We start from the raw sequence: 16,471 nt of genomic DNA on the forward strand, positions 1-16,471 counted from the left end.
TTGTGAGACGTAAACTATTGCTTCTGCTGGAGACCGGACTGGTTCTGGCAGGTCTGGCGCTGGGCGCCTCGGCCTGGAAGTTGAACTCGGCGCTGGAGCAGCCTCTCAACCTGACCCAAGAGCAATTGCTCGACGTGCCGGCTGGCTCGACGCCAGGCGGTACCTTCAACCGTATGGAAGCCAATGGCGTTCTCAAGGACGCGTTCTGGCTGCGCCTGTACTGGCGCTTCAACATGGAAGGACAACCACTGCACAGCGGTGAATACCGCATGACCCCAGGGATGACCGCGCATGGCCTGATCGGGGTCTGGCAGCGTGGTGAAGTGGTGCAGTACAGCCTGACCCTGGTGGAAGGCTGGACTTTCCGTCAGGTGCGCGCGGCGTTGGCCAAGCATGACAAGCTCGAGCAGACCCTGAATGGGTTGAGTGACAGTGAAGTCATGGAAAAGCTCGGTCACGGCGGAGTTTTCCCCGAAGGCCGGTTCTTTCCCGATACCTACCGTTTCGTGCGCGGGATGACCGATGCTGAACTGCTGGAAAAAGCCTACAACCGCCTGGACGAGGTGCTGGCCAAGGAATGGAACAAGCGCTCGGCCGATGTGCCTTATACCGAGCCCTATCAGGCGCTGATCATGGCCTCGCTGGTGGAGAAGGAAACCGGCGTGCCCCAGGAGCGCGGACAGATTGCCGGGGTATTCGTGCGCCGCATGCAGGTGGGTATGTTGCTGCAAACCGATCCGACGGTGATCTATGGTCTGGGGGAGCGTTACAACGGTAAGTTGACCCGCGCCCTGCTGAAGGAAGCGACCCCCTACAACACCTACGTGATCAGTGGCTTGCCGCCGACGCCGATCGCCATGGTCGGCCGCGAGGCGATTCATGCCGCGCTCAACCCGGTACCGGGCAGCAGTCTGTATTTCGTGGCGCGTGGCGATGGCAGCCATGTGTTCTCCGACGATCTGGATGCGCATAACAATGCCGTGCGCGAGTTCCAGCTCAAGCGTCGCGCCGATTATCGTTCCAGCCCGGCACCGGCGGGCAGCCCGGCGGTTTCCGAGACTCCGGAGTCGACCCCGGCGGCGTCACCCGATACGGCGCCCGAGGCAGTTCCGCAGGAGTCCCCTGAAGAGCCTTCTCAGGAGGCTCCCCAAGTGAGCCCGGAAGTATCGCCGCAAGCACCGCTCGAAACTCCCGTCGAGCCCGAGCCGAAAAGCCCGCAATGACTTTGATTAAGGACTGCCTGTGACTGGCTTGTTTATTACTCTGGAAGGCCCGGAAGGCGCGGGTAAGAGCACTAACCGCGAATACCTGGCCGAGCGCCTGCGCGCCGCTGGCATCGAGGTGTTGCTGACTCGCGAGCCGGGCGGTACGCCCTTGGCCGAGCGGATCCGCGAGGTGCTGCTGACCCCCGGCGACGAGGTCATGAATCCCGATACCGAGCTGTTGCTGGTGTTCGCCGCGCGCGCCCAGCATCTGGCCGAGGTGGTTCGTCCGGCGCTGGCCCGTGGCGCGGTGGTGTTGTGCGACCGTTTTACCGATTCCACCTACGCCTATCAGGGTGGTGGTCGTGGTTTGTCCGTGGAGCGCATCGCGACCCTGGAGCAGTTCGTTCAGGGTGAGCTGCGACCCGACCTGACCCTGGTGTTCGACCTGCCGGTCGAAGTGGGCCTGGCCCGCGCCCGCGCCCGTGGCCGCCTGGACCGTTTCGAGCTGGAAGGCCGGGTGTTCTTCGATGCGGTACGCCAGGCGTACCTGAAGCGCGCGGCGGCCGATCCGGCGCGTTACCTGTTGGTGGATGCGGCGCAGCCGCTGTCCCAGGTCCAGCAAGCACTGGGCGTACTGTTGCCGAAATTGCTGGAGCTGCACCGTGGCTGAGGCCTTTCCCTGGCAGGACGAACTCTGGCAGCAGCTGGCGGGCCGAGCGCAGCATGCCCACGCCTATCTGCTCCATGGCCCGGCGGGCATCGGCAAGCGTGCGCTGGCCGAGCGCCTGATGGCGCGCCTGCTGTGCCAGCGTCCGGCCGGGCTGGATGCCTGTGGGCAGTGCAAGTCGTGCCTGCTGTTGCAGGCCGGCAGCCATCCGGACAACTACGTGCTGGAACCGGAGGAAGCGGACAAGGCGATCAAGGTCGACCAGGTGCGCGAGCTGGTCAGCTTCGTGGTGCAGACCGCGCAACTGGGCGGGCGCAAGGTGGTGCTGATCGAGCCGGTGGAGTCGATGAACATCAACGCTTCCAACGCGCTGCTGAAAAGCCTCGAAGAGCCGTCCGGCGATACGGTGTTGCTGCTGGTCAGCCACCAGCCGAGCCGCTTGCTGCCGACCATCAAAAGTCGCTGCGTGCAGCAGGCCTGTCCTCTGCCCAGTGAGGTCATGAGCCTGCAATGGCTGAGCAAGGCGCTGCCGGACTGTTCGGAAGAGGAGCGGGTCGAGCTGTTGACCCTGGCGGCCGGTTCGCCCCTGGCGGCTGTCAGCCTGCAAGCCCAGGGCGCGCGCGAGCAACGGGCGCAGGTGGTCGACGGGGTGAAGAAGTTGCTCAAGCAGCAGCAATCGCCGACCCAACTGGCCGAAGGCTGGAATGCGATACCCTTGCTACTGCTGTTCGATTGGTTCTGCGACTGGTCGAGCCTGATCCTGCGCTATCAGCTGACGCAGGACGAGGAGGGGCTGGGATTGGCCGATATGCGCAAAGTGGTGCAGTACCTCGCGCAGAAGTCCTCCCAGGCCAAGGTTCTGGAGATCCAGGACTGGATCCTTGCGCAGCGCCAGAAGGTGTTGAACAAGGCCAACCTCAATCGGGTGCTGTTGCTCGAAGCCTTGCTGGTGCAGTGGGCCGCACTGCCTGCCCGCAACTGACGGCGGCGCCTGGAAACAAACCGAATCGCCGGCTGCTCCTCGGGCCGGCCTGTTCATTGACCGAATGTGGTTGTCGCTTCTTATGCTTGTAGATTCCCATTGTCACCTCGATCGCCTCGACCTCGCCGCGCACGACGGCTCCCTGGATGCCGCCCTGGATGCGGCTCGTCAGCGCGGTGTCGGGCATTTCCTGTGCATTGGCGTCAGCGCCGACAATGCGGCCGACGTCAAGGTGCTGGCTGAGCGTTATGACGACGTCGATTGCTCGGTGGGTATCCATCCCCTGGATGTCCAGCCCGGCGCCGCACCAGCCCTCGACTGGCTGCTGCGGGAGCTGAATCACCCGCGGGTGGTGGCCATCGGCGAGACCGGCCTGGATTACCACTACGAGCCGGAAGCTGCGCAGTTGCAGCAGGAATCCTTCCGCCTGCACCTGCAAGCCGCCCAGCAGACCGGCAAGCCGGTGATCGTCCACACCCGTGGCGCGCGCGCCGATACCCTGACCCTGCTGCGTGAAGCAGCGTTACCGCAAGCCGGGGTCCTGCACTGCTTCACCGAAGACTGGGACATGGCCAAGGCCGCGCTGGACCTGGGTTTCTACATTTCCCTGTCCGGGATTGTCACTTTCCGCAATGCCGATGCGCTGCGGGACGTGGCGCGCCAGGTGCCGGCCGACCGTTTGCTGGTGGAAACCGATTCGCCGTACCTGGCGCCGATTCCTTATCGCGGCAAGCCCAACCTGCCGCAGTACGTGCGTGAAGTCGCCGAGTTCCTGGCCATGCTGCGTGGGGAGCCCTACGAGCGTTTTGCCGAGCAGACCACCGAGAACTTCAAGCGTCTGTTCCCGCTGGCGCACGTCAAGGGCTGAATCGCAGGCAAAAAAAACCCGGGTTCTGGGGGGTGAATCCGGGTTAAGACCATTAGGAGTAAAACAAAGGCACACCATCCCTTGGTACCTTCATCGGCGCTTCACTTGGGGGAGATGTCACGCCGACATTTCAAGTATTGATCACTATTGAATTCAGTCCAGTTGGCCTTGCTCGTTTCTTAAACAAATTTGGAATACGAGCGCTTCGCTTGAGTTCTCATTGCCGGGCGATGTCAGCCACAATGGCGAGAGTCTCGTCGATCACGCGCCTTTCGGTATAGAAATGCGGTGAAAATCTAACTCCGGGACCACGGGGAATACACACCACCTGCTGCTGTTGCAGCGCCTCATGAACTGCCTGATTATCGATGCCATTGATACTGAACGAAAAAATTCCGCCGCGTCGGGCAGGGTTGAGCGGGGTGTGCAGGCATACGCCGGGGATAGCATTCAGGCCATCCTGGAGCCACTGGACCCGTTCGGCGATCAAGGTCGCTACTTGTTCCATGCCCACTTCTTCCAATAACGACAGGCTTGCTTCCAGGGCCATGGCGCCAAGCATGTTCGGGCTGCCGCACTCGAAGCGCCGCGCGCTCTTGGCCGGTTCCCATGCGCTGCGGCTGTAATCGCCCATGTGTTCCAGCATGTGCCAGCCGAACTCATGGAGCTTGAGCTGCGCGCGCAGCTCGCTGCGGCAATAGAACACGCCGAGGCCTTCAGGCCCGAGCATCCATTTGTGGCCGTCGGCCATGGCGAAGTCGCATTGATAGGCCTGGACATCGAAGGGTTGGGCGCCCAGTTGCTGGATCGCGTCGATGCAGAACAGCACGTTCTGTTGTTTGCAGCCGGCGCCCAGGCGCTGCAGATCCAGGCGCAGACCGCTGGCGAACTGCACCGCGCTGATCGCCATCAGCCGGGTGCGCGGCCCGCAGGCGGCCAGCAGGGCGCCTTCCGGATCGTCGCCCTTGAGGCTGACCTGCAGCACTTCCACGCCCTGGCTGGCCAGGGCTTCCCAGACGACGCGGTTGGAAGGGAATTCCTCGTCGCTGATGACGATCTGGTCACCTTGTTCCCAGGGCAGACCAAAGGCGACGAATGACAGCGCTTCCGAAGTATTTTTGACCAGCGCGATGTCATCCGTTGACGGTGCATTTAGCAGGCGCATCAGGCGTTCGCGCAGACGTTGCTCAAGGGCCATCCAGTCCGGATAGTCCCGCGCACCCAGCAAAACGTTCTCTTTGGCGAAGCGCGCCACGGCTTCGGCGGCTCGATTCGGCCAGGGGGCGACAGCTGCGTGATTCAAATAACGCAGGCCCGGGGCCTGTACAAATTCATCAAGAAACATAGTCATGGTCGGATGATCCGTGCATTTTGGCGCAATTTAGGCATAATACGCGGCTTCGATTTTGACCCCGACAGACCTTTTCTTATGCAGAAAGAACCTCGTAAGGTCCGTGAGTTTCGTCGCCGTGAGCAAGAAATTCTCGATACCGCGCTCAAGCTGTTCCTCGATCAAGGTGAAGACAGCGTCACCGTCGAGATGATCGCTGATGCCGTTGGTATCGGCAAAGGGACCATCTACAAGCACTTCAAGTCCAAGGCGGAGATTTATCTGCGCCTGATGCTCGATTATGAGCGCGACCTGAACGAGCTGCTGCACTCTGCCGATGTCGACAAGGATAAGGAAGCCCTGTCCCGGGCCTACTTCGAATTCCGCATGCGTGATCCACAGCGTTACCGGCTGTTCGATCGCCTGGAAGAGAAGGTGGTCAAGGGCAACCAGGTGCCGGAAATGGTCGAGGAGCTGCACAAGATCCGTGCTTCCAACTTCGAACGCCTGACCTTGTTGATCAAGGGCCGCATCAGCGAAGGCAAGCTCGAAGACGTACCGCCTTACTTCCACTACTGTGCGGCCTGGGCGTTGGTGCATGGCGCGGTGGCGCTGTATCACTCGCCGTTCTGGAGCAACGTGCTGGAAGACCAGGAAGGCTTCTTCCAGTTCCTGATGGACATCGGCGTGCGCATGGGCAACAAGCGCAAGCGCGACCCCGATAGCTCCGGCAGCTGATTCATTCGGTGGCCTTATGGCGCCATGATTTCTCTATATGGCGCAGTGTCCCAGGAATATACTCAGGCATGGGACTTGCCAAAACCTGATTTTTGAGTCAGGTTTTGGTCGGTTCACTCTTCCTTCGCCGGAGTTATCCATGATCGTTGATCGTCAAGGCAGGCGTTTTCGCAATCTGCGTATCAGCCTGACTTCTGCCTGCAACTACGCCTGTACCTACTGCGTGCCCAACGGCAAGCGGCTGGTGGCTGCCCAGGACGAGTTGTCGGCCGAGGCCATGGCGCGCGGCGTGGCCTATCTGATCGAGGCGGCAGGCATCGAACGCTTGCGGATCACCGGCGGCGAGCCCCTGGTCAGTCCGAAACTCGAAGCCTTCATGGCGGCGGTGGGGCAAATGGGGCTGGAAGACATCAGCCTGACCACCAATGGCCAATTGCTCGCACGCAAGCTGCCGTTGCTGGTGGATGCCGGTATCCGGCGCATCAACGTTTCCCTCGATACCCTGGACGCCTCGGCTTTCCGCGGCATTGCGCGTGGCGGCGATCTGGCGACCGTGCTCGACGGCATGGACCAGGCTCGCGCGGCGGGCATGAAAATCAAGGTCAATATGGTGCCGCTGCGCGGGCAGAACCTGGACCAGGTAATGCCGCTGCTCGACTACTGCCTGGAGCGTGGCTATGAACTGCGCTTTATCGAGCTGATGCGCATGGGCCACCTGGCCAGCGATTCCAACGCTTTCCTGCAGCAGTTCGTCAGCCTGCAGCAGCTGCTGAGCCTGATCGGCGAGCGCTACGAATACCTGCAGGCCGATGCACCGGTGGACGCCACCGCAGTGCGCTATGAAATTCCGGGGCAGGGCCATTTCGGCGTGATCGCCAACGAAAGCGTACCGTTCTGCCGGACCTGCTCGCGCCTGCGGCTGTCGTCCACCGGCTGGCTGCACGGTTGCCTGTCGTCGAGTAACCGGCATTACGTCGGCGATCTGCTGGACAAGCCGCGCCACCAAGCCTTGCCGGCCTTGCAGCGCCTGCTGGTCAAAGCCTTGGGCGACAAGCAGGATGTGGCGTTCTCCGGTGGTGCGACGGTGATGAAAATCATCGGCGGCTAAACCCCATCTCCCTGATCCCCGTCCTCTGTAGCCGCTGCCGCAGGCTGCGATCGAGGGCGTAGCCCTCGCCAATCCAGGCGACCCCATTTCTCTCCAGCCAATAGCCTTCACCAGGTTTGTGGCTGCTGCGCAGCCATTCGCAGCCTGCGGCAGCGGCTACAGGCGCCCGAGCTGGCGCGGAAGCTGCATCTCGTGGCCATTCGCCGGTTTTCCGTCACCGGCTTCTGGAGGGAAGGATGCGTAGCCTGGTTTTGCTGCTGGCTTTTTTGGGGCTCGGCGGCTGCATGAATGTCAGCGATATGGGCGAGGGCGTTCGCTATCACATGAGCGATGCGGGTTTTCTCGATCACAGTAATACCCAGCGCTCCAACTCGTTCCGCGTTCAGCCGGACTCGTTCATTTTCATCGCCCAGGGCGCCTTTGCGCCGCCGGGTAGCGCTTACCCGCGCCCCAACGTGGTGGCCGAGGAAGCCTTCAAGGGCTTTATCCAATACTTCCCCATGGTCCGCCGCGCCCGGGCGCCGGAAGGCCTGGACCAGGCCATGGCCGAGGCCCGTGAGGTGGGTGCGCATTACTTGCTGTACACCCGTTTCGCCAAGGCCGACGATCGTATTGGCAACTCCGATGAGTGGTTCGACCAGGAAGCCGTGGATCGCCTGGGGATCGACAACGGCGTGATTCAGATCATGCTGATCGAGACCAGTACCCAGTATCTGATCGACACCGCGCGGATTCGCAGTCGTGGCGGTTTACTGACGTTCCACGACAACAAGCCGGAAGACCTGCTTGGCCCTCCGCTCGAACAATACGCCCGCAGCCTGTTAGGCTTGAGCGATTAAGCCAAGCACGAGGAGAGCAGCATGAGTGGTCCGGGCAAAGCCAACGATCTGTTGGCGCAGATCCCTAAGGCGCAGAAGGGCTTGCCGCCGGTCCACCTGTGGAATCCCGACTTCTGCGGCGATATCGACATGCGTATCGCCCGCGACGGCACCTGGTACTACCTGGGTACCCCCATTGGCCGCAAACCCATGGTCAAGCTGTTCTCCACCATCATTCGTCGCGACGGCGATGACTACTTCCTGATCACCCCGGTGGAAAAGGTCGGCATCAAGGTCGATGACGCGCCCTTTGTCGCTGTCACCCTGGAGGTCGAAGGGGAAGGCGAGGCCCAGGTCCTGCGCTTTACCACCAACGTCGATGAGCAGGTCAGCGCCGGCAGCGAGCATCCGCTGCGAGTGGTGATCGACCCGCAGACCCAGGAGCCGGCGCCTTACGTTCATGTACGCAGCAACCTGGAAGCACTGGTGCACCGCAATGTGTTCTACCAACTGGTGGAGCTGGCGGTGAGCCGTCCGATCGACGGTCAGAACTGGCTGGGCGTCTGGAGCGGCGGGGTGTTCTTCCCGATCGGCCTGGAGCCCTGAACTGCGAAATACCTTGTTTCCCGAATAAATATCTTGCGACGAAGATCGCGTTTCGGGTATCAATTTGTACATGATTAAACATGTTCGATTTGACAAGAAAAAACGCGTGGTCGATGAGCTGATCCGACGCATCGAAAGCGGCCTCATGGAGGACGGTTTCCTGCTGCCGGGCGAGCATCAGTTGGCCCAGGAGTTCTCGGTGAGTCGTGGCACCTTGCGCGAGGCCCTGGCCGAACTCAAACGCCGCAACTACATCGCCACCCAGAGCGGGGTCGGCTCCATCGTCACCTATGACGGTGTGGTGCTGGACCAGCAGAGCGGCTGGGCCCAGGCCCTGGCGGACACCGGTGCGCTGATCAACACCGAGCTGCTGCGCCTGGAAGCGGTGCAGCGTCCCGACCTGCTCAGCCGCTTCGGCACTGACCAGTTCATCGCTCTGGACCGGCGCCGGCGCTCTACCGACGGCACCGTGGTTTCCCTTGAACGTTCCCTGATGCCTGCCACCGGAGGCCTGGAAAGCCTGCCGCGGGTAGGGCTGATCGATGATTCCCTGACCATTACCCTGGCCGCCTACGGCTATATCGGCGAGCGCGGCGATCAATGGATCGGCGCCGAGCCCCTGAACGAAGAACAGGCGCACCTGCTGGGGCGTCCGGTCGGCAGCGTCTTCCTCAAGGCCCTGCGGACCACCTATGACCGTCGCGGACGCTTCATGGAGCAGGTAGAAAGTTTCCTCGACCCGGTGCACTTTCGCCTGCACCTGCAATTCGGGGCGCAGAAATGATCCCGCTGGATCGCGCTCTGGGCGCCTTTTACGGGCTGGCCTTGGGCGATGCCCTGGGCATGCCGACTCAATCCCTCAGCCGGCAGCAGATCAAGCAGCGTTTCGGCGCCATCCATCGCCTGGAAGACGCCGGCCCCGATCAACCGATTGCCGCCAACATGCCCAAGGGCTCGATCACCGACGACACCGAGCAGGCGATCCTGGTCGGCGACCTGCTGGTCGCGGGCAAGGGGCGGATCGAACCGGCGGCGCTGGCCCACAGCCTGATCGAGTGGGAAGCGGCGATGCAGGCCAAGGGCTCCCAGGACCTTTTGGGCCCCTCGACCAAGCGCGCCATCGAGATGATCCTTGCCGGCCATACCGCGGAAGAGGCCGGGCGCTACGGCACCACCAACGGCGCGGCGATGCGCATCACCCCGGTGGGCATCGCGGCGAATGTCGACGATGTCCAGGGCTTCATCCGCGCGGTGGTGGAAGCTTGCCAGGTCACCCATAACACTACGCTGGGTATCTCCAGCGCGGCGGCGGTGGCGGCGGTGGTGTCCGCCGGGATCAACGGCGTGCCGCTGGGCGACGCCTTGCAGATCGGCGTGCAGATCGCCCAGGAAGCAGAGCGGCATGGCCACTGGGTGGCTGGCGGGCGTATTGCCACGCGCATCAGTTGGGCGCGCACCCTCAGCGTCGAAAGCGACAAGGCGCTGCTGGCCGATCTGTTGTACGACGTGATCGGCACCTCCGTCGCGTCCCAGGAGTCGGTGGTGGTGTCCTTTGCCCTGGCGCACCAGGTGGCCATCGGTGAACTGCAGGCGTTCGAGGCGCTGTGCATGGCCGCGAGCCTTGGGGGCGACACCGATACCATTGCCGCCATCCTCGGCGCGATGCTCGGTGCCTGCCAGGGGATGGAGTGCTGGCCGGCCGCCTTGATCGAGCAGATCAAGCAGGTCAACGACCTGGATCTCGAACCTCTGGTGCAGGGGTTGCTGGCCCTGCGTTAAAGACTGGCTGCCTGGCCAAGGCTCCCACCACCTGTGCGCGAGCCGTCGCTGAAGCATTTTTGCCATGGATAGCAGGAAACGGCGAGGAGTGCCGGGATGTCTGATCGACTTCCGAAATTGCCGACAATCACAACAAGGGCAACAGGAGCTTTTTCATGAGTGCATCGAACCCCGGGCAAAGCGCCGGGCAATTGGAAACCCGCGGCATCGAGCCGGTGCCGGAAGGCGAGTGCAACGGCCATCCGCTGCAATTGTTCTGGGTCTGGTTCGCCGCCAATATCAGCATCCTCGGCTTGCCGCTGGGGGCGACCCTGGTGGCCTTTCGTGGCCTGTCGATCTGGCAGGCGATCATCGTCGCCATCCTCGGCGCCGCCGGTTCGTTCGCGGTGGTGGGGATCATCTCCATCGCCGGCCGTCGCGGGCGGGCGCCGAGCCTGACGCTGTCGCGGGCGATCTTCGGCGTGCGCGGCAATATCGGCCCGACCCTGGTGTCGCTGATGTCGCGCCTGGGCTGGGAAACCGTCAATACCACCACCGCCGCTTTCGTCCTGCTGTCGCTGTGTTCGATTCTGTTCGGTTCGCCGGTGGCAGCCAAAAGCGCGCCGCTGCTGACCCTGCTGTTCATCGGCATTTTCGTGCTGCTGACCCTGGCCGTCTCCGGCCTCGGCCACGCGACCCTCTTGGTGATCCAGAAGTGGGCCACCTATGTATTCGGCGCGCTGAACCTGCTGGTGGGCGGCTTCCTCTGCGCCACCATCGACTGGAGCGCGGTGTTCAACGCCACCCCGGCGCCGTTGAGCGCGATGATCATCGGCGTCGGCACCATGGCTGCGGGCACCGGTATCGGCTGGGCCAACGCCGGCGCCGACATGTCGCGTTATCAGCATCGTAGCGTCAAGGCCGCGCGCCTGGTGGCGTCGGCGGCCTTCGGTGCCGGCATTCCGCTGGTGCTGCTGATTACCCTGGGCGGCCTGCTGTCGGTGGGCAACGATGACCTGGCCTCGGCCACCGACCCGATCGTGGCGATTCGCGACATGCTGCCGACCTGGATGGCGGTGCCGTACCTGATCACCGCTTTCGGCGGCCTGCTGCTGTCGAACAACCTGTCGGTGTATTCGGCCGGCCTGACCACCCTGACCCTGGGGCTCAAGGTCAAGCGGGTGTACGCGGTGGTGGTGGACATCGTGGCGATCTTCGCCGGCTCGATCTACTTCATGCTGATCGCCGAGAGTTTCTACGGGCCGTTCATCACCTTCATTTCGCTGCTGGCGGTACCCATCACCGCCTGGGTCGGGATCTTCGTGGTCGACCTGATCCACCGGCACTACTACAGCCCCAAGGACCTGCTGGACGTCAGCCCGAGCAGTGCCTACTGGTATCGCGGCGGGGTCGAATGGCGGGCCTTCGGTGCCTGGGCGCTGGCCATAGTGCTGGGTTTCAGCTTCACCACCATCGGCACCACCGCCGAAAACATCTGGTTCGCCGGGCCGCTGGCCGATTCCTGGCTGGGTCATAACGGCCTGGGCTGGATTGTCACCTTCCTGGTGGCCGGTGGTGTGTATGCGGTGCTGGGCGGGGCCAGGGACCGCCGCGGCGCTTTTGTCGAGAATGCCAATGCCTAGAATGCTGCACACCGGCCAGGTGATGGTCGATCTGGTGATGTCCGTGGAGCGCCTGCCGAGTTCCGGCGGCGATGTGCTGGCGCAATCCGCCAGTTTCGAGGCCGGCGGCGGCTTCAACGTGATGGCTGCCGCCCAGCGTAACGGCTTGCCGGTGCTGTACCTGGGGCGACACGGCAACGGTCGCTTCGGGGATCTGGCTCGTGAGGCAATGCGCGCCGAGGGCATCCGGATCGCTCTCGAGGCCAGCCGCACCGAGGACACCGGCCTGTGCGTGGCGCTGACCGAAGCCTCGGCCGAACGCAGCTTCATTTCCTACATCGGGGTGGAAGGCCAGCTGTCGGCCGAGGATCTGGAAGGTGTTGCGGTGCAGGCCGATGACTTTGTCTATGTCAGCGGCTACAGCCTGCTGCATGTCGGCAAGGCCGAGGCTTTGCTGGACTGGCTGCTGGCCTTGCCGCAGGGGATCCAGGTGGTGTTCGATCCGGGCCCGCTGGTGGAATCGCCGGACTCCGAGGCCATGCGCCGGCTGCTGCCGCGTATCGATCTCTGGACCAGCAACAGCGTCGAGGCCTTGCGCTTCACCGGGACCTCGACCATCGCCGAAGCCCTGCGACGCCTGCATGACGGACTGTCGCAGGAGGTGTTGCTGGTGGTCAGGGACGGGCCGCAGGGTTGCTGGGTCAGCCAGCATGGCCATGGCGCCCATGTGCCGGGCTTCAAGGTCCGGGCGGTGGACAGCAACGGCGCTGGCGATGCCCATGCCGGAGTCTTTGTCGCAGCGCTGGCGCAGGGGCTGGAGCCGCTGCAGGCGGCGCGCCGGGCCAACGCCGCGGCGGCCCTGGCGGTGACCCGCTGGGGGCCGGCCACCGCGCCGGGTACGGTGGAGGTGGATGCGCTGGTCAATGCGGATAGCGTCCGCGCCTAGGCGTTCGCCGACTGAACGATCGCGAGCAAGCTCGTTCCCGCCGGGAGTAGGCCTGCTCGCGATCCATGGTTTATTCCGCCTTGCGCAATGCCTCGATCAGTTCCTGCTTGCTCATGGTCGAGCGGCCACGAATGTTCTTCGTTCGGGCCTCCTTCAGCAGGCTGTCCTTCGTCTGGGTACTCAGCGACGCCGTGCTGTTGCGGGCATGTCCTTCACGGCTGGCGACGGCGCGCCTGGCCGAGGACTGGCGCGCGGCGGTTTTTTCCGAGGCCGGTGTGCGTTGCCCGGAACCGCCAGCCCGTTCCCCTCCACCGGACTGCTTGTTCACCGTGGCCCAGGCGCGCGCTTCGGCCTCGTCCTTGGGCACGCCCTTGGCTTCGTAGCCGGCTTCGATATGCGCGGCCTTGCGCTTCTGCTCGGCGGTGTATTTGGCTTTGCTTCCACGAGGCATGAGGGCTCTCCTTTGGCAATGGGTACCTGAAGTTGGGGCGGGGAAAAGGCCGATAAGTGCCCGGGAATCGACGAATGGGGCTCTGGATACCCTGCCAGAGGGTGTGATCGCTATCACAGAAGCGCGGCATTTCGCGCAAGAGGGGCAGGCCAGGGCGGCCCGAGGTTTGCCAGGACGGGGGAACTCTCGCACAATGCCTGCCCCGGAAATGGATGTGTCTGACGAATTCTCAGGCCTTTTCGCGAGTTACTCATGGATGATTCTTACGCCCCAGATCAGGGGCGGCCGATCGACACGGCACACCTGCCGTCAATCCCCTGTTGTGCCCATCCAACCCCGTCACCGGTCTGTCGCTGCCGTGCGGTTGGTCGTGGCCTGTTTTTAAAGGAATGAACCAATGAATACCCGGATGTTTTTGGCTGCGGCCCTGTTGGGCGGCACCGTGCTGTTGGCCGGTTGTGGCGACAAGAGTGAAAAGGTCAGCCAGCCCGTCGCGCAGGTCGATACCCGGCAACAGGAAATAGAGAAATACAACCAGTACGTCGGTGCGGCGAACAGCATCAGCGAATCCTTCCAGACCTTCCTCCAGCGTTACCAGCAGTACGAGGTGCCGGCCCTGGCGGGCAAGGCGCCGATCACTGCCTTCAGCATTGGCAACGATATCCTCATCGATCGCCTGAGCCGGGCGCTGGATGGCGCCCTGGCCATCGATACGCCGATCCCGGAAGTGGATCAGGCGGCCCAGGCCTTTTCCGCGGCCCTGAAAACCCTCTCGCCCTTGAGCCATGAACTGCAGAACTACGCCACTTCCAAGGGCTACCTGAGCGACAACGGCGAGCTGGCCCGTCGCCAGAGCCAGGCCTACCTGGCCGCCCTGACCGCAGTCAGCGAGAAGGAGCAGGGCTTCTACGCCGGCCTTGGGGCGCGTGACCTGGCGCTGACCAAGCAGGCATTCGATGAGGCGCCGAAAGACACCGCGGCCTACTACCGTGCCGGGCTGATCTACTACGGCAAACTCAACACCGCCGATGCCGAGACGCTGTTCGCCGAACCGAACGATCCGCAGGCCCTGGCGGCCTTCGAGAAGTCCCTGGCACTGGTGGCCGACGCGGCCGCGGGCTGGAATGGCAAGGTCAGCGCCCAGGCCGCGCAGAGCGGCAAGTCGTGTGGTGGCGGCATGCTGGAAATCAATGAGTTCATCGGCCAGTCGCGTTCGATCGTCCGCGACGTCAAGGACGGGGTGTACAAGCGCGCTCCCGAGGGCGCGATGAAGAACCTGCCGGCACACATGCAGAGTTCGAGCATCGTCCGCTCGGCCAACCGCTACAACCGCACCTACGGCAACATGATCAATCGCTTCAACCATCCGACCTGCTGAGTCGGCGCTGACGGCACCCGCGTCGTAACGCGGGTGCCGGTGGGCGCGAACGAACGCCCCGGTCTTCGATCAGGCGTCCAGCTTGCGGGCCGCTTCCACTCCGGAAGCGGTCAGCTTGATCGGCAGGTTCAGGGCATGTTCTCCCGCCGGGTTGAGGGTGACATGGCCCTCCTTGATCAAGCCGCGTTCCTGCAACATTGCCAGGGTACTGGCCACGACTCTTTCGCCGCGATAGTTATCCAGCACCTCCTTGCCCAGGCCGTTGGGGTGGGCGTGCAGCAAGCGGGTGAGCACTTCTTTTTCCAGCTCTTTGTCGACGTTCATGCGGACCTCTGTGTGGGAAGGTGCGTGCCTGGTTCATTGATCGGTGCCGTGGCCTTCGGAGCCTGTGCCGCCGGTGGTGGTTTTCGGCTTGCTGTCCGGCGGGTCGGTGTCCAGGGTGCCGGCGCGGCCGGTGTCGTTGCCCTGGATACGCGGATCGGTACCCGTGGCAGGGGGCAGGGTGCTTTCGTCCACCTGCGGTGGGTTGATATTGATGTTCGGCGAGCCTTGGGTGGCCGGGGACTTTGGCCGCTCCACCGGGTCGGTCGGGCCGCTGGCGCCGGCGAAGGCCGCCGAGGACAGCAGCCCGGCCAGGGCGAGGAGCGTCAGCCTGGATTTGATCATGATGTCGCCTCCATTCGTTTTTAGAGTCGCTACCTGATCTTGGGCTGCCGGCGATTTTGATTGGTGCCTGATGAACGACGAACGGTTCAGGCGTTCTGCGCGACCTCTTCGGGTTTCAGCCCGCGCCAGACCAGGCGCCCGACGCTGATCAGCCAATTCAGCAGGGCGATGCCCAGCACCGTGAGCATCAGCGCCGACATGCCCTGTTCGACGATGATCCGCCCGGCCAGCAGCGGAAAGCCGAACACCCCGATGAAGTAGGCCAGGCTGAACAGCAGCAAGGCTTGCGAGGTGTCGCCGGGCGGTGCTTCGTTGGCGGCCAGGCCATTGATCACCGAGTACGTCAGGCCGTAGCCGACCCCCAGCACCACGGCGGCCAGCAGATAACTCACCGCGTCATCGACCATCAGCTGGAACATCAGGATCGACCCCAGCATCAGCCCCGAGAGCAGGCACGCCGCGCGATAGGCGTCGCGCTTGACCACGAAGCCGGCGATCAGCAAACGGCTGCCGATGGCGGCTGCCATGAAGCCGAGAAAGAACAGCGAATAGTCCAGCGAGCGGGAGGCCGCGTAGCTGGTCTGGAAACTCGACAGGCCGCCGAATACGCAGCCGCCGAGACCGACCATGAGGATCGGGAACAAGGCCTTGGACGAGAGCACCCGGGCGCTGCTGGCCCAACTGATTTTCGCCGCGCCGCTCCCCAGATGGCTGGGGTGTCTTTTCAGCAGCGCGCCCAGGCGCCAGAAGATCAGCACGCCGATCAGGCTGGCGGCCGCGGCAAGCAGAAACGCCATGCTCAACGGGTAGCCCAGGGCATTGGCCAACCGCCCCAGCAACGGGCCCGAGCCGATGCCGCTCATCATGCTGCCCGACAACAGGGCGAAGAATCTGGCCCGCTGCGCCGGCGCCACCATCATCGCCACGATGATCGGCCCCAGGGTGTAGAACACGCCCCAGCCCAGGCCCAGGGTCAGGCCGAAAAACAGCAGGGCATCGCCGAAGCCCGGCGCCAGGGCAAAGCCCAGGCTGGCGACCACCAGCAGGCAACCGAACAGGGCAATCGAGCGCGCGGCGCCCAGCAGATCCGACAGGTGCCCGGAGAAGATCACGGCGAAAAAGGTGCTGAGCATGGCGACCGAAATCACGCTGCCGGCATCGTGCTCATTGCCACCGCGCGAGCCGATCAGCAGCGAGAGCAGGAAGGTCGAGCCATAGGACAGCGACAGCAGGTAGCTGGCGACGCAGAACAGCCCGAACAGCCTGGCTGGAACCATGGGGGGTGGAGTAGCGCTGGACATGCGCAGGCCTCGTTCTTGTTGGATTCA

18 protein-coding genes are annotated in these 16,471 nt (G+C 63.5%); 13 read left to right on the top strand and 5 right to left on the bottom strand.

Annotated elements, in window-relative coordinates:
• Window positions 1–2 precede the first annotated feature (2 nt).
• From mltG to BMY68_RS01505, 4 genes are all read left to right on the top strand, one after another.
• On the top strand, window positions 3–1,223 hold the full coding sequence (gene mltG, locus BMY68_RS01490; RefSeq protein ID WP_085530232.1) for an endolytic transglycosylase MltG: 1,221 nt from the start codon (window positions 3–5) through the stop codon (window positions 1,221–1,223).
• A 19-nt stretch (window positions 1,224–1,242) separates the two neighbouring features.
• Window positions 1,243–1,875, top strand: a complete 633-nt coding sequence (tmk, locus tag BMY68_RS01495; RefSeq protein ID WP_085530233.1) for a dTMP kinase — start codon at window positions 1,243–1,245, stop codon at window positions 1,873–1,875.
• Window positions 1,868–2,854, top strand: coding sequence for a DNA polymerase III subunit delta' (locus BMY68_RS01500; protein ID WP_085530234.1), 987 nt, complete (start codon window positions 1,868–1,870; stop codon window positions 2,852–2,854). The genes tmk and BMY68_RS01500 overlap by 8 nt, the downstream gene beginning before the upstream one ends.
• Window positions 2,855–2,936: 82 nt before the next feature.
• On the top strand, window positions 2,937–3,722 hold the full coding sequence (locus tag BMY68_RS01505; protein ID WP_085530235.1) for a TatD family hydrolase: 786 nt from the start codon (window positions 2,937–2,939) through the stop codon (window positions 3,720–3,722).
• A gap of 217 nt (window positions 3,723–3,939) precedes the next feature.
• Here the strand turns inward: BMY68_RS01505 and BMY68_RS01510 are convergent, their stop codons facing one another.
• Window positions 3,940–5,073, bottom strand: coding sequence for an aminotransferase class V-fold PLP-dependent enzyme (locus BMY68_RS01510; protein ID WP_085530236.1), 1,134 nt, complete (start codon window positions 5,071–5,073; stop codon window positions 3,940–3,942).
• 78 nt (window positions 5,074–5,151) lie between these two features.
• On the opposite strand from BMY68_RS01510, the gene BMY68_RS01515 reads away from it, so the two are divergent.
• From BMY68_RS01515 to BMY68_RS01550, 8 genes are all read left to right on the top strand, one after another.
• On the top strand, window positions 5,152–5,790 hold the full coding sequence (locus BMY68_RS01515; protein WP_007928069.1) for a TetR/AcrR family transcriptional regulator: 639 nt from the start codon (window positions 5,152–5,154) through the stop codon (window positions 5,788–5,790).
• A gap of 139 nt (window positions 5,791–5,929) precedes the next feature.
• Window positions 5,930–6,898: a GTP 3',8-cyclase MoaA gene (locus BMY68_RS01520; RefSeq protein ID WP_007928078.1), complete on the top strand. Its 969-nt coding sequence runs from the start codon at window positions 5,930–5,932 to the stop codon at window positions 6,896–6,898.
• Window positions 6,899–7,134: 236 nt separating this feature from the next.
• On the top strand, window positions 7,135–7,737 hold the full coding sequence (locus BMY68_RS01525) for a DUF4823 domain-containing protein (protein WP_085530237.1): 603 nt from the start codon (window positions 7,135–7,137) through the stop codon (window positions 7,735–7,737).
• 21 nt (window positions 7,738–7,758) lie between these two features.
• Window positions 7,759–8,322 carry a DUF1285 domain-containing protein gene (locus tag BMY68_RS01530; protein ID WP_085530238.1) on the top strand — a complete coding sequence of 188 codons (564 nt, stop codon included), beginning with the start codon at window positions 7,759–7,761 and terminating at the stop codon, window positions 8,320–8,322.
• A gap of 70 nt (window positions 8,323–8,392) precedes the next feature.
• Entirely contained in the window at window positions 8,393–9,106 is a 714-nt protein-coding gene (locus BMY68_RS01535; protein ID WP_009042859.1) for a GntR family transcriptional regulator, read from the top strand.
• Complete coding sequence (locus BMY68_RS01540) at window positions 9,103–10,101, top strand: ADP-ribosylglycohydrolase family protein (RefSeq protein WP_062823173.1); 999 nt, start codon at window positions 9,103–9,105, stop codon at window positions 10,099–10,101. The genes BMY68_RS01535 and BMY68_RS01540 overlap by 4 nt, the downstream gene beginning before the upstream one ends.
• Window positions 10,102–10,256: 155 nt before the next feature.
• Entirely contained in the window at window positions 10,257–11,723 is a 1,467-nt protein-coding gene (locus tag BMY68_RS01545) for a purine-cytosine permease family protein (RefSeq protein WP_085530239.1), read from the top strand.
• Window positions 11,716–12,648, top strand: a complete 933-nt coding sequence (locus tag BMY68_RS01550; RefSeq protein ID WP_085530240.1) for a PfkB family carbohydrate kinase — start codon at window positions 11,716–11,718, stop codon at window positions 12,646–12,648. Before BMY68_RS01545 ends, BMY68_RS01550 begins: the two co-directional genes overlap by 8 nt.
• Before the next feature lie 70 nt (window positions 12,649–12,718).
• Here BMY68_RS01550 and BMY68_RS01555 read toward each other — a convergent pair whose 3' ends face one another.
• A complete protein-coding gene (locus BMY68_RS01555) occupies window positions 12,719–13,099 on the bottom strand; it encodes a termination factor Rho (RefSeq protein ID WP_085530241.1) in 381 nt (126 codons plus the stop codon).
• Window positions 13,100–13,496: 397 nt separating this feature from the next.
• On the opposite strand from BMY68_RS01555, the gene BMY68_RS01560 reads away from it, so the two are divergent.
• The gene (locus tag BMY68_RS01560; protein WP_085530242.1) at window positions 13,497–14,477 is read left to right on the top strand and encodes a DUF3829 domain-containing protein; all 981 of its coding nucleotides are present in this window, start codon (window positions 13,497–13,499) and stop codon (window positions 14,475–14,477) included.
• Window positions 14,478–14,546: 69 nt separating this feature from the next.
• Here BMY68_RS01560 and BMY68_RS01565 read toward each other — a convergent pair whose 3' ends face one another.
• The 3 genes from BMY68_RS01565 to BMY68_RS01575 form a co-directional block, all read right to left on the bottom strand.
• On the bottom strand, window positions 14,547–14,801 hold the full coding sequence (locus BMY68_RS01565; RefSeq protein WP_009042865.1) for a hypothetical protein: 255 nt from the start codon (window positions 14,799–14,801) through the stop codon (window positions 14,547–14,549).
• Between the two features lie 33 nt (window positions 14,802–14,834).
• Window positions 14,835–15,143 (bottom strand): hypothetical protein, encoded by a 309-nt coding sequence (locus BMY68_RS01570; RefSeq protein WP_009042866.1) that lies wholly within the window; start codon window positions 15,141–15,143, stop codon window positions 14,835–14,837.
• A gap of 86 nt (window positions 15,144–15,229) precedes the next feature.
• Window positions 15,230–16,444, bottom strand: a complete 1,215-nt coding sequence (locus tag BMY68_RS01575) for an MFS transporter (RefSeq protein WP_085530243.1) — start codon at window positions 16,442–16,444, stop codon at window positions 15,230–15,232.
• Between the last annotated feature and the right edge of the window lie 27 nt (window positions 16,445–16,471).

The sequence above is a fragment of the Pseudomonas sp. NFACC41-3 genome (assembly GCF_900109505.1).
GTDB lineage: Bacteria > Pseudomonadota > Gammaproteobacteria > Pseudomonadales > Pseudomonadaceae > Aquipseudomonas > Aquipseudomonas chlororaphis.

What these genes read in the sequence shown, in the direction of transcription:
- BMY68_RS01505 (WP_085530235.1), top strand. Translation starts at nt 2,937, where the DNA reads ATGCTTGTAGATTCCCATTGTCACCTCGATCGCCTCGACCTCGCCGCG.
- BMY68_RS01510 (WP_085530236.1), bottom strand. Translation starts at nt 5,073, where the DNA reads ATGACTATGTTTCTTGATGAATTTGTACAGGCCCCGGGCCTGCGTTAT.
- BMY68_RS01515 (WP_007928069.1), top strand. Translation starts at nt 5,152, where the DNA reads ATGCAGAAAGAACCTCGTAAGGTCCGTGAGTTTCGTCGCCGTGAGCAA.
- BMY68_RS01520 (WP_007928078.1), top strand. Translation starts at nt 5,930, where the DNA reads ATGATCGTTGATCGTCAAGGCAGGCGTTTTCGCAATCTGCGTATCAGC.
- BMY68_RS01525 (WP_085530237.1), top strand. Translation starts at nt 7,135, where the DNA reads ATGCGTAGCCTGGTTTTGCTGCTGGCTTTTTTGGGGCTCGGCGGCTGC.
- BMY68_RS01530 (WP_085530238.1), top strand. Translation starts at nt 7,759, where the DNA reads ATGAGTGGTCCGGGCAAAGCCAACGATCTGTTGGCGCAGATCCCTAAG.
- BMY68_RS01535 (WP_009042859.1), top strand. Translation starts at nt 8,393, where the DNA reads ATGATTAAACATGTTCGATTTGACAAGAAAAAACGCGTGGTCGATGAG.
- BMY68_RS01540 (WP_062823173.1), top strand. Translation starts at nt 9,103, where the DNA reads ATGATCCCGCTGGATCGCGCTCTGGGCGCCTTTTACGGGCTGGCCTTG.
- BMY68_RS01545 (WP_085530239.1), top strand. Translation starts at nt 10,257, where the DNA reads ATGAGTGCATCGAACCCCGGGCAAAGCGCCGGGCAATTGGAAACCCGC.
- BMY68_RS01550 (WP_085530240.1), top strand. Translation starts at nt 11,716, where the DNA reads ATGCCTAGAATGCTGCACACCGGCCAGGTGATGGTCGATCTGGTGATG.
- BMY68_RS01555 (WP_085530241.1), bottom strand. Translation starts at nt 13,099, where the DNA reads ATGCCTCGTGGAAGCAAAGCCAAATACACCGCCGAGCAGAAGCGCAAG.
- BMY68_RS01560 (WP_085530242.1), top strand. Translation starts at nt 13,497, where the DNA reads ATGAATACCCGGATGTTTTTGGCTGCGGCCCTGTTGGGCGGCACCGTG.
- BMY68_RS01565 (WP_009042865.1), bottom strand. Translation starts at nt 14,801, where the DNA reads ATGAACGTCGACAAAGAGCTGGAAAAAGAAGTGCTCACCCGCTTGCTG.
- BMY68_RS01570 (WP_009042866.1), bottom strand. Translation starts at nt 15,143, where the DNA reads ATGATCAAATCCAGGCTGACGCTCCTCGCCCTGGCCGGGCTGCTGTCC.
- BMY68_RS01575 (WP_085530243.1), bottom strand. Translation starts at nt 16,444, where the DNA reads ATGTCCAGCGCTACTCCACCCCCCATGGTTCCAGCCAGGCTGTTCGGG.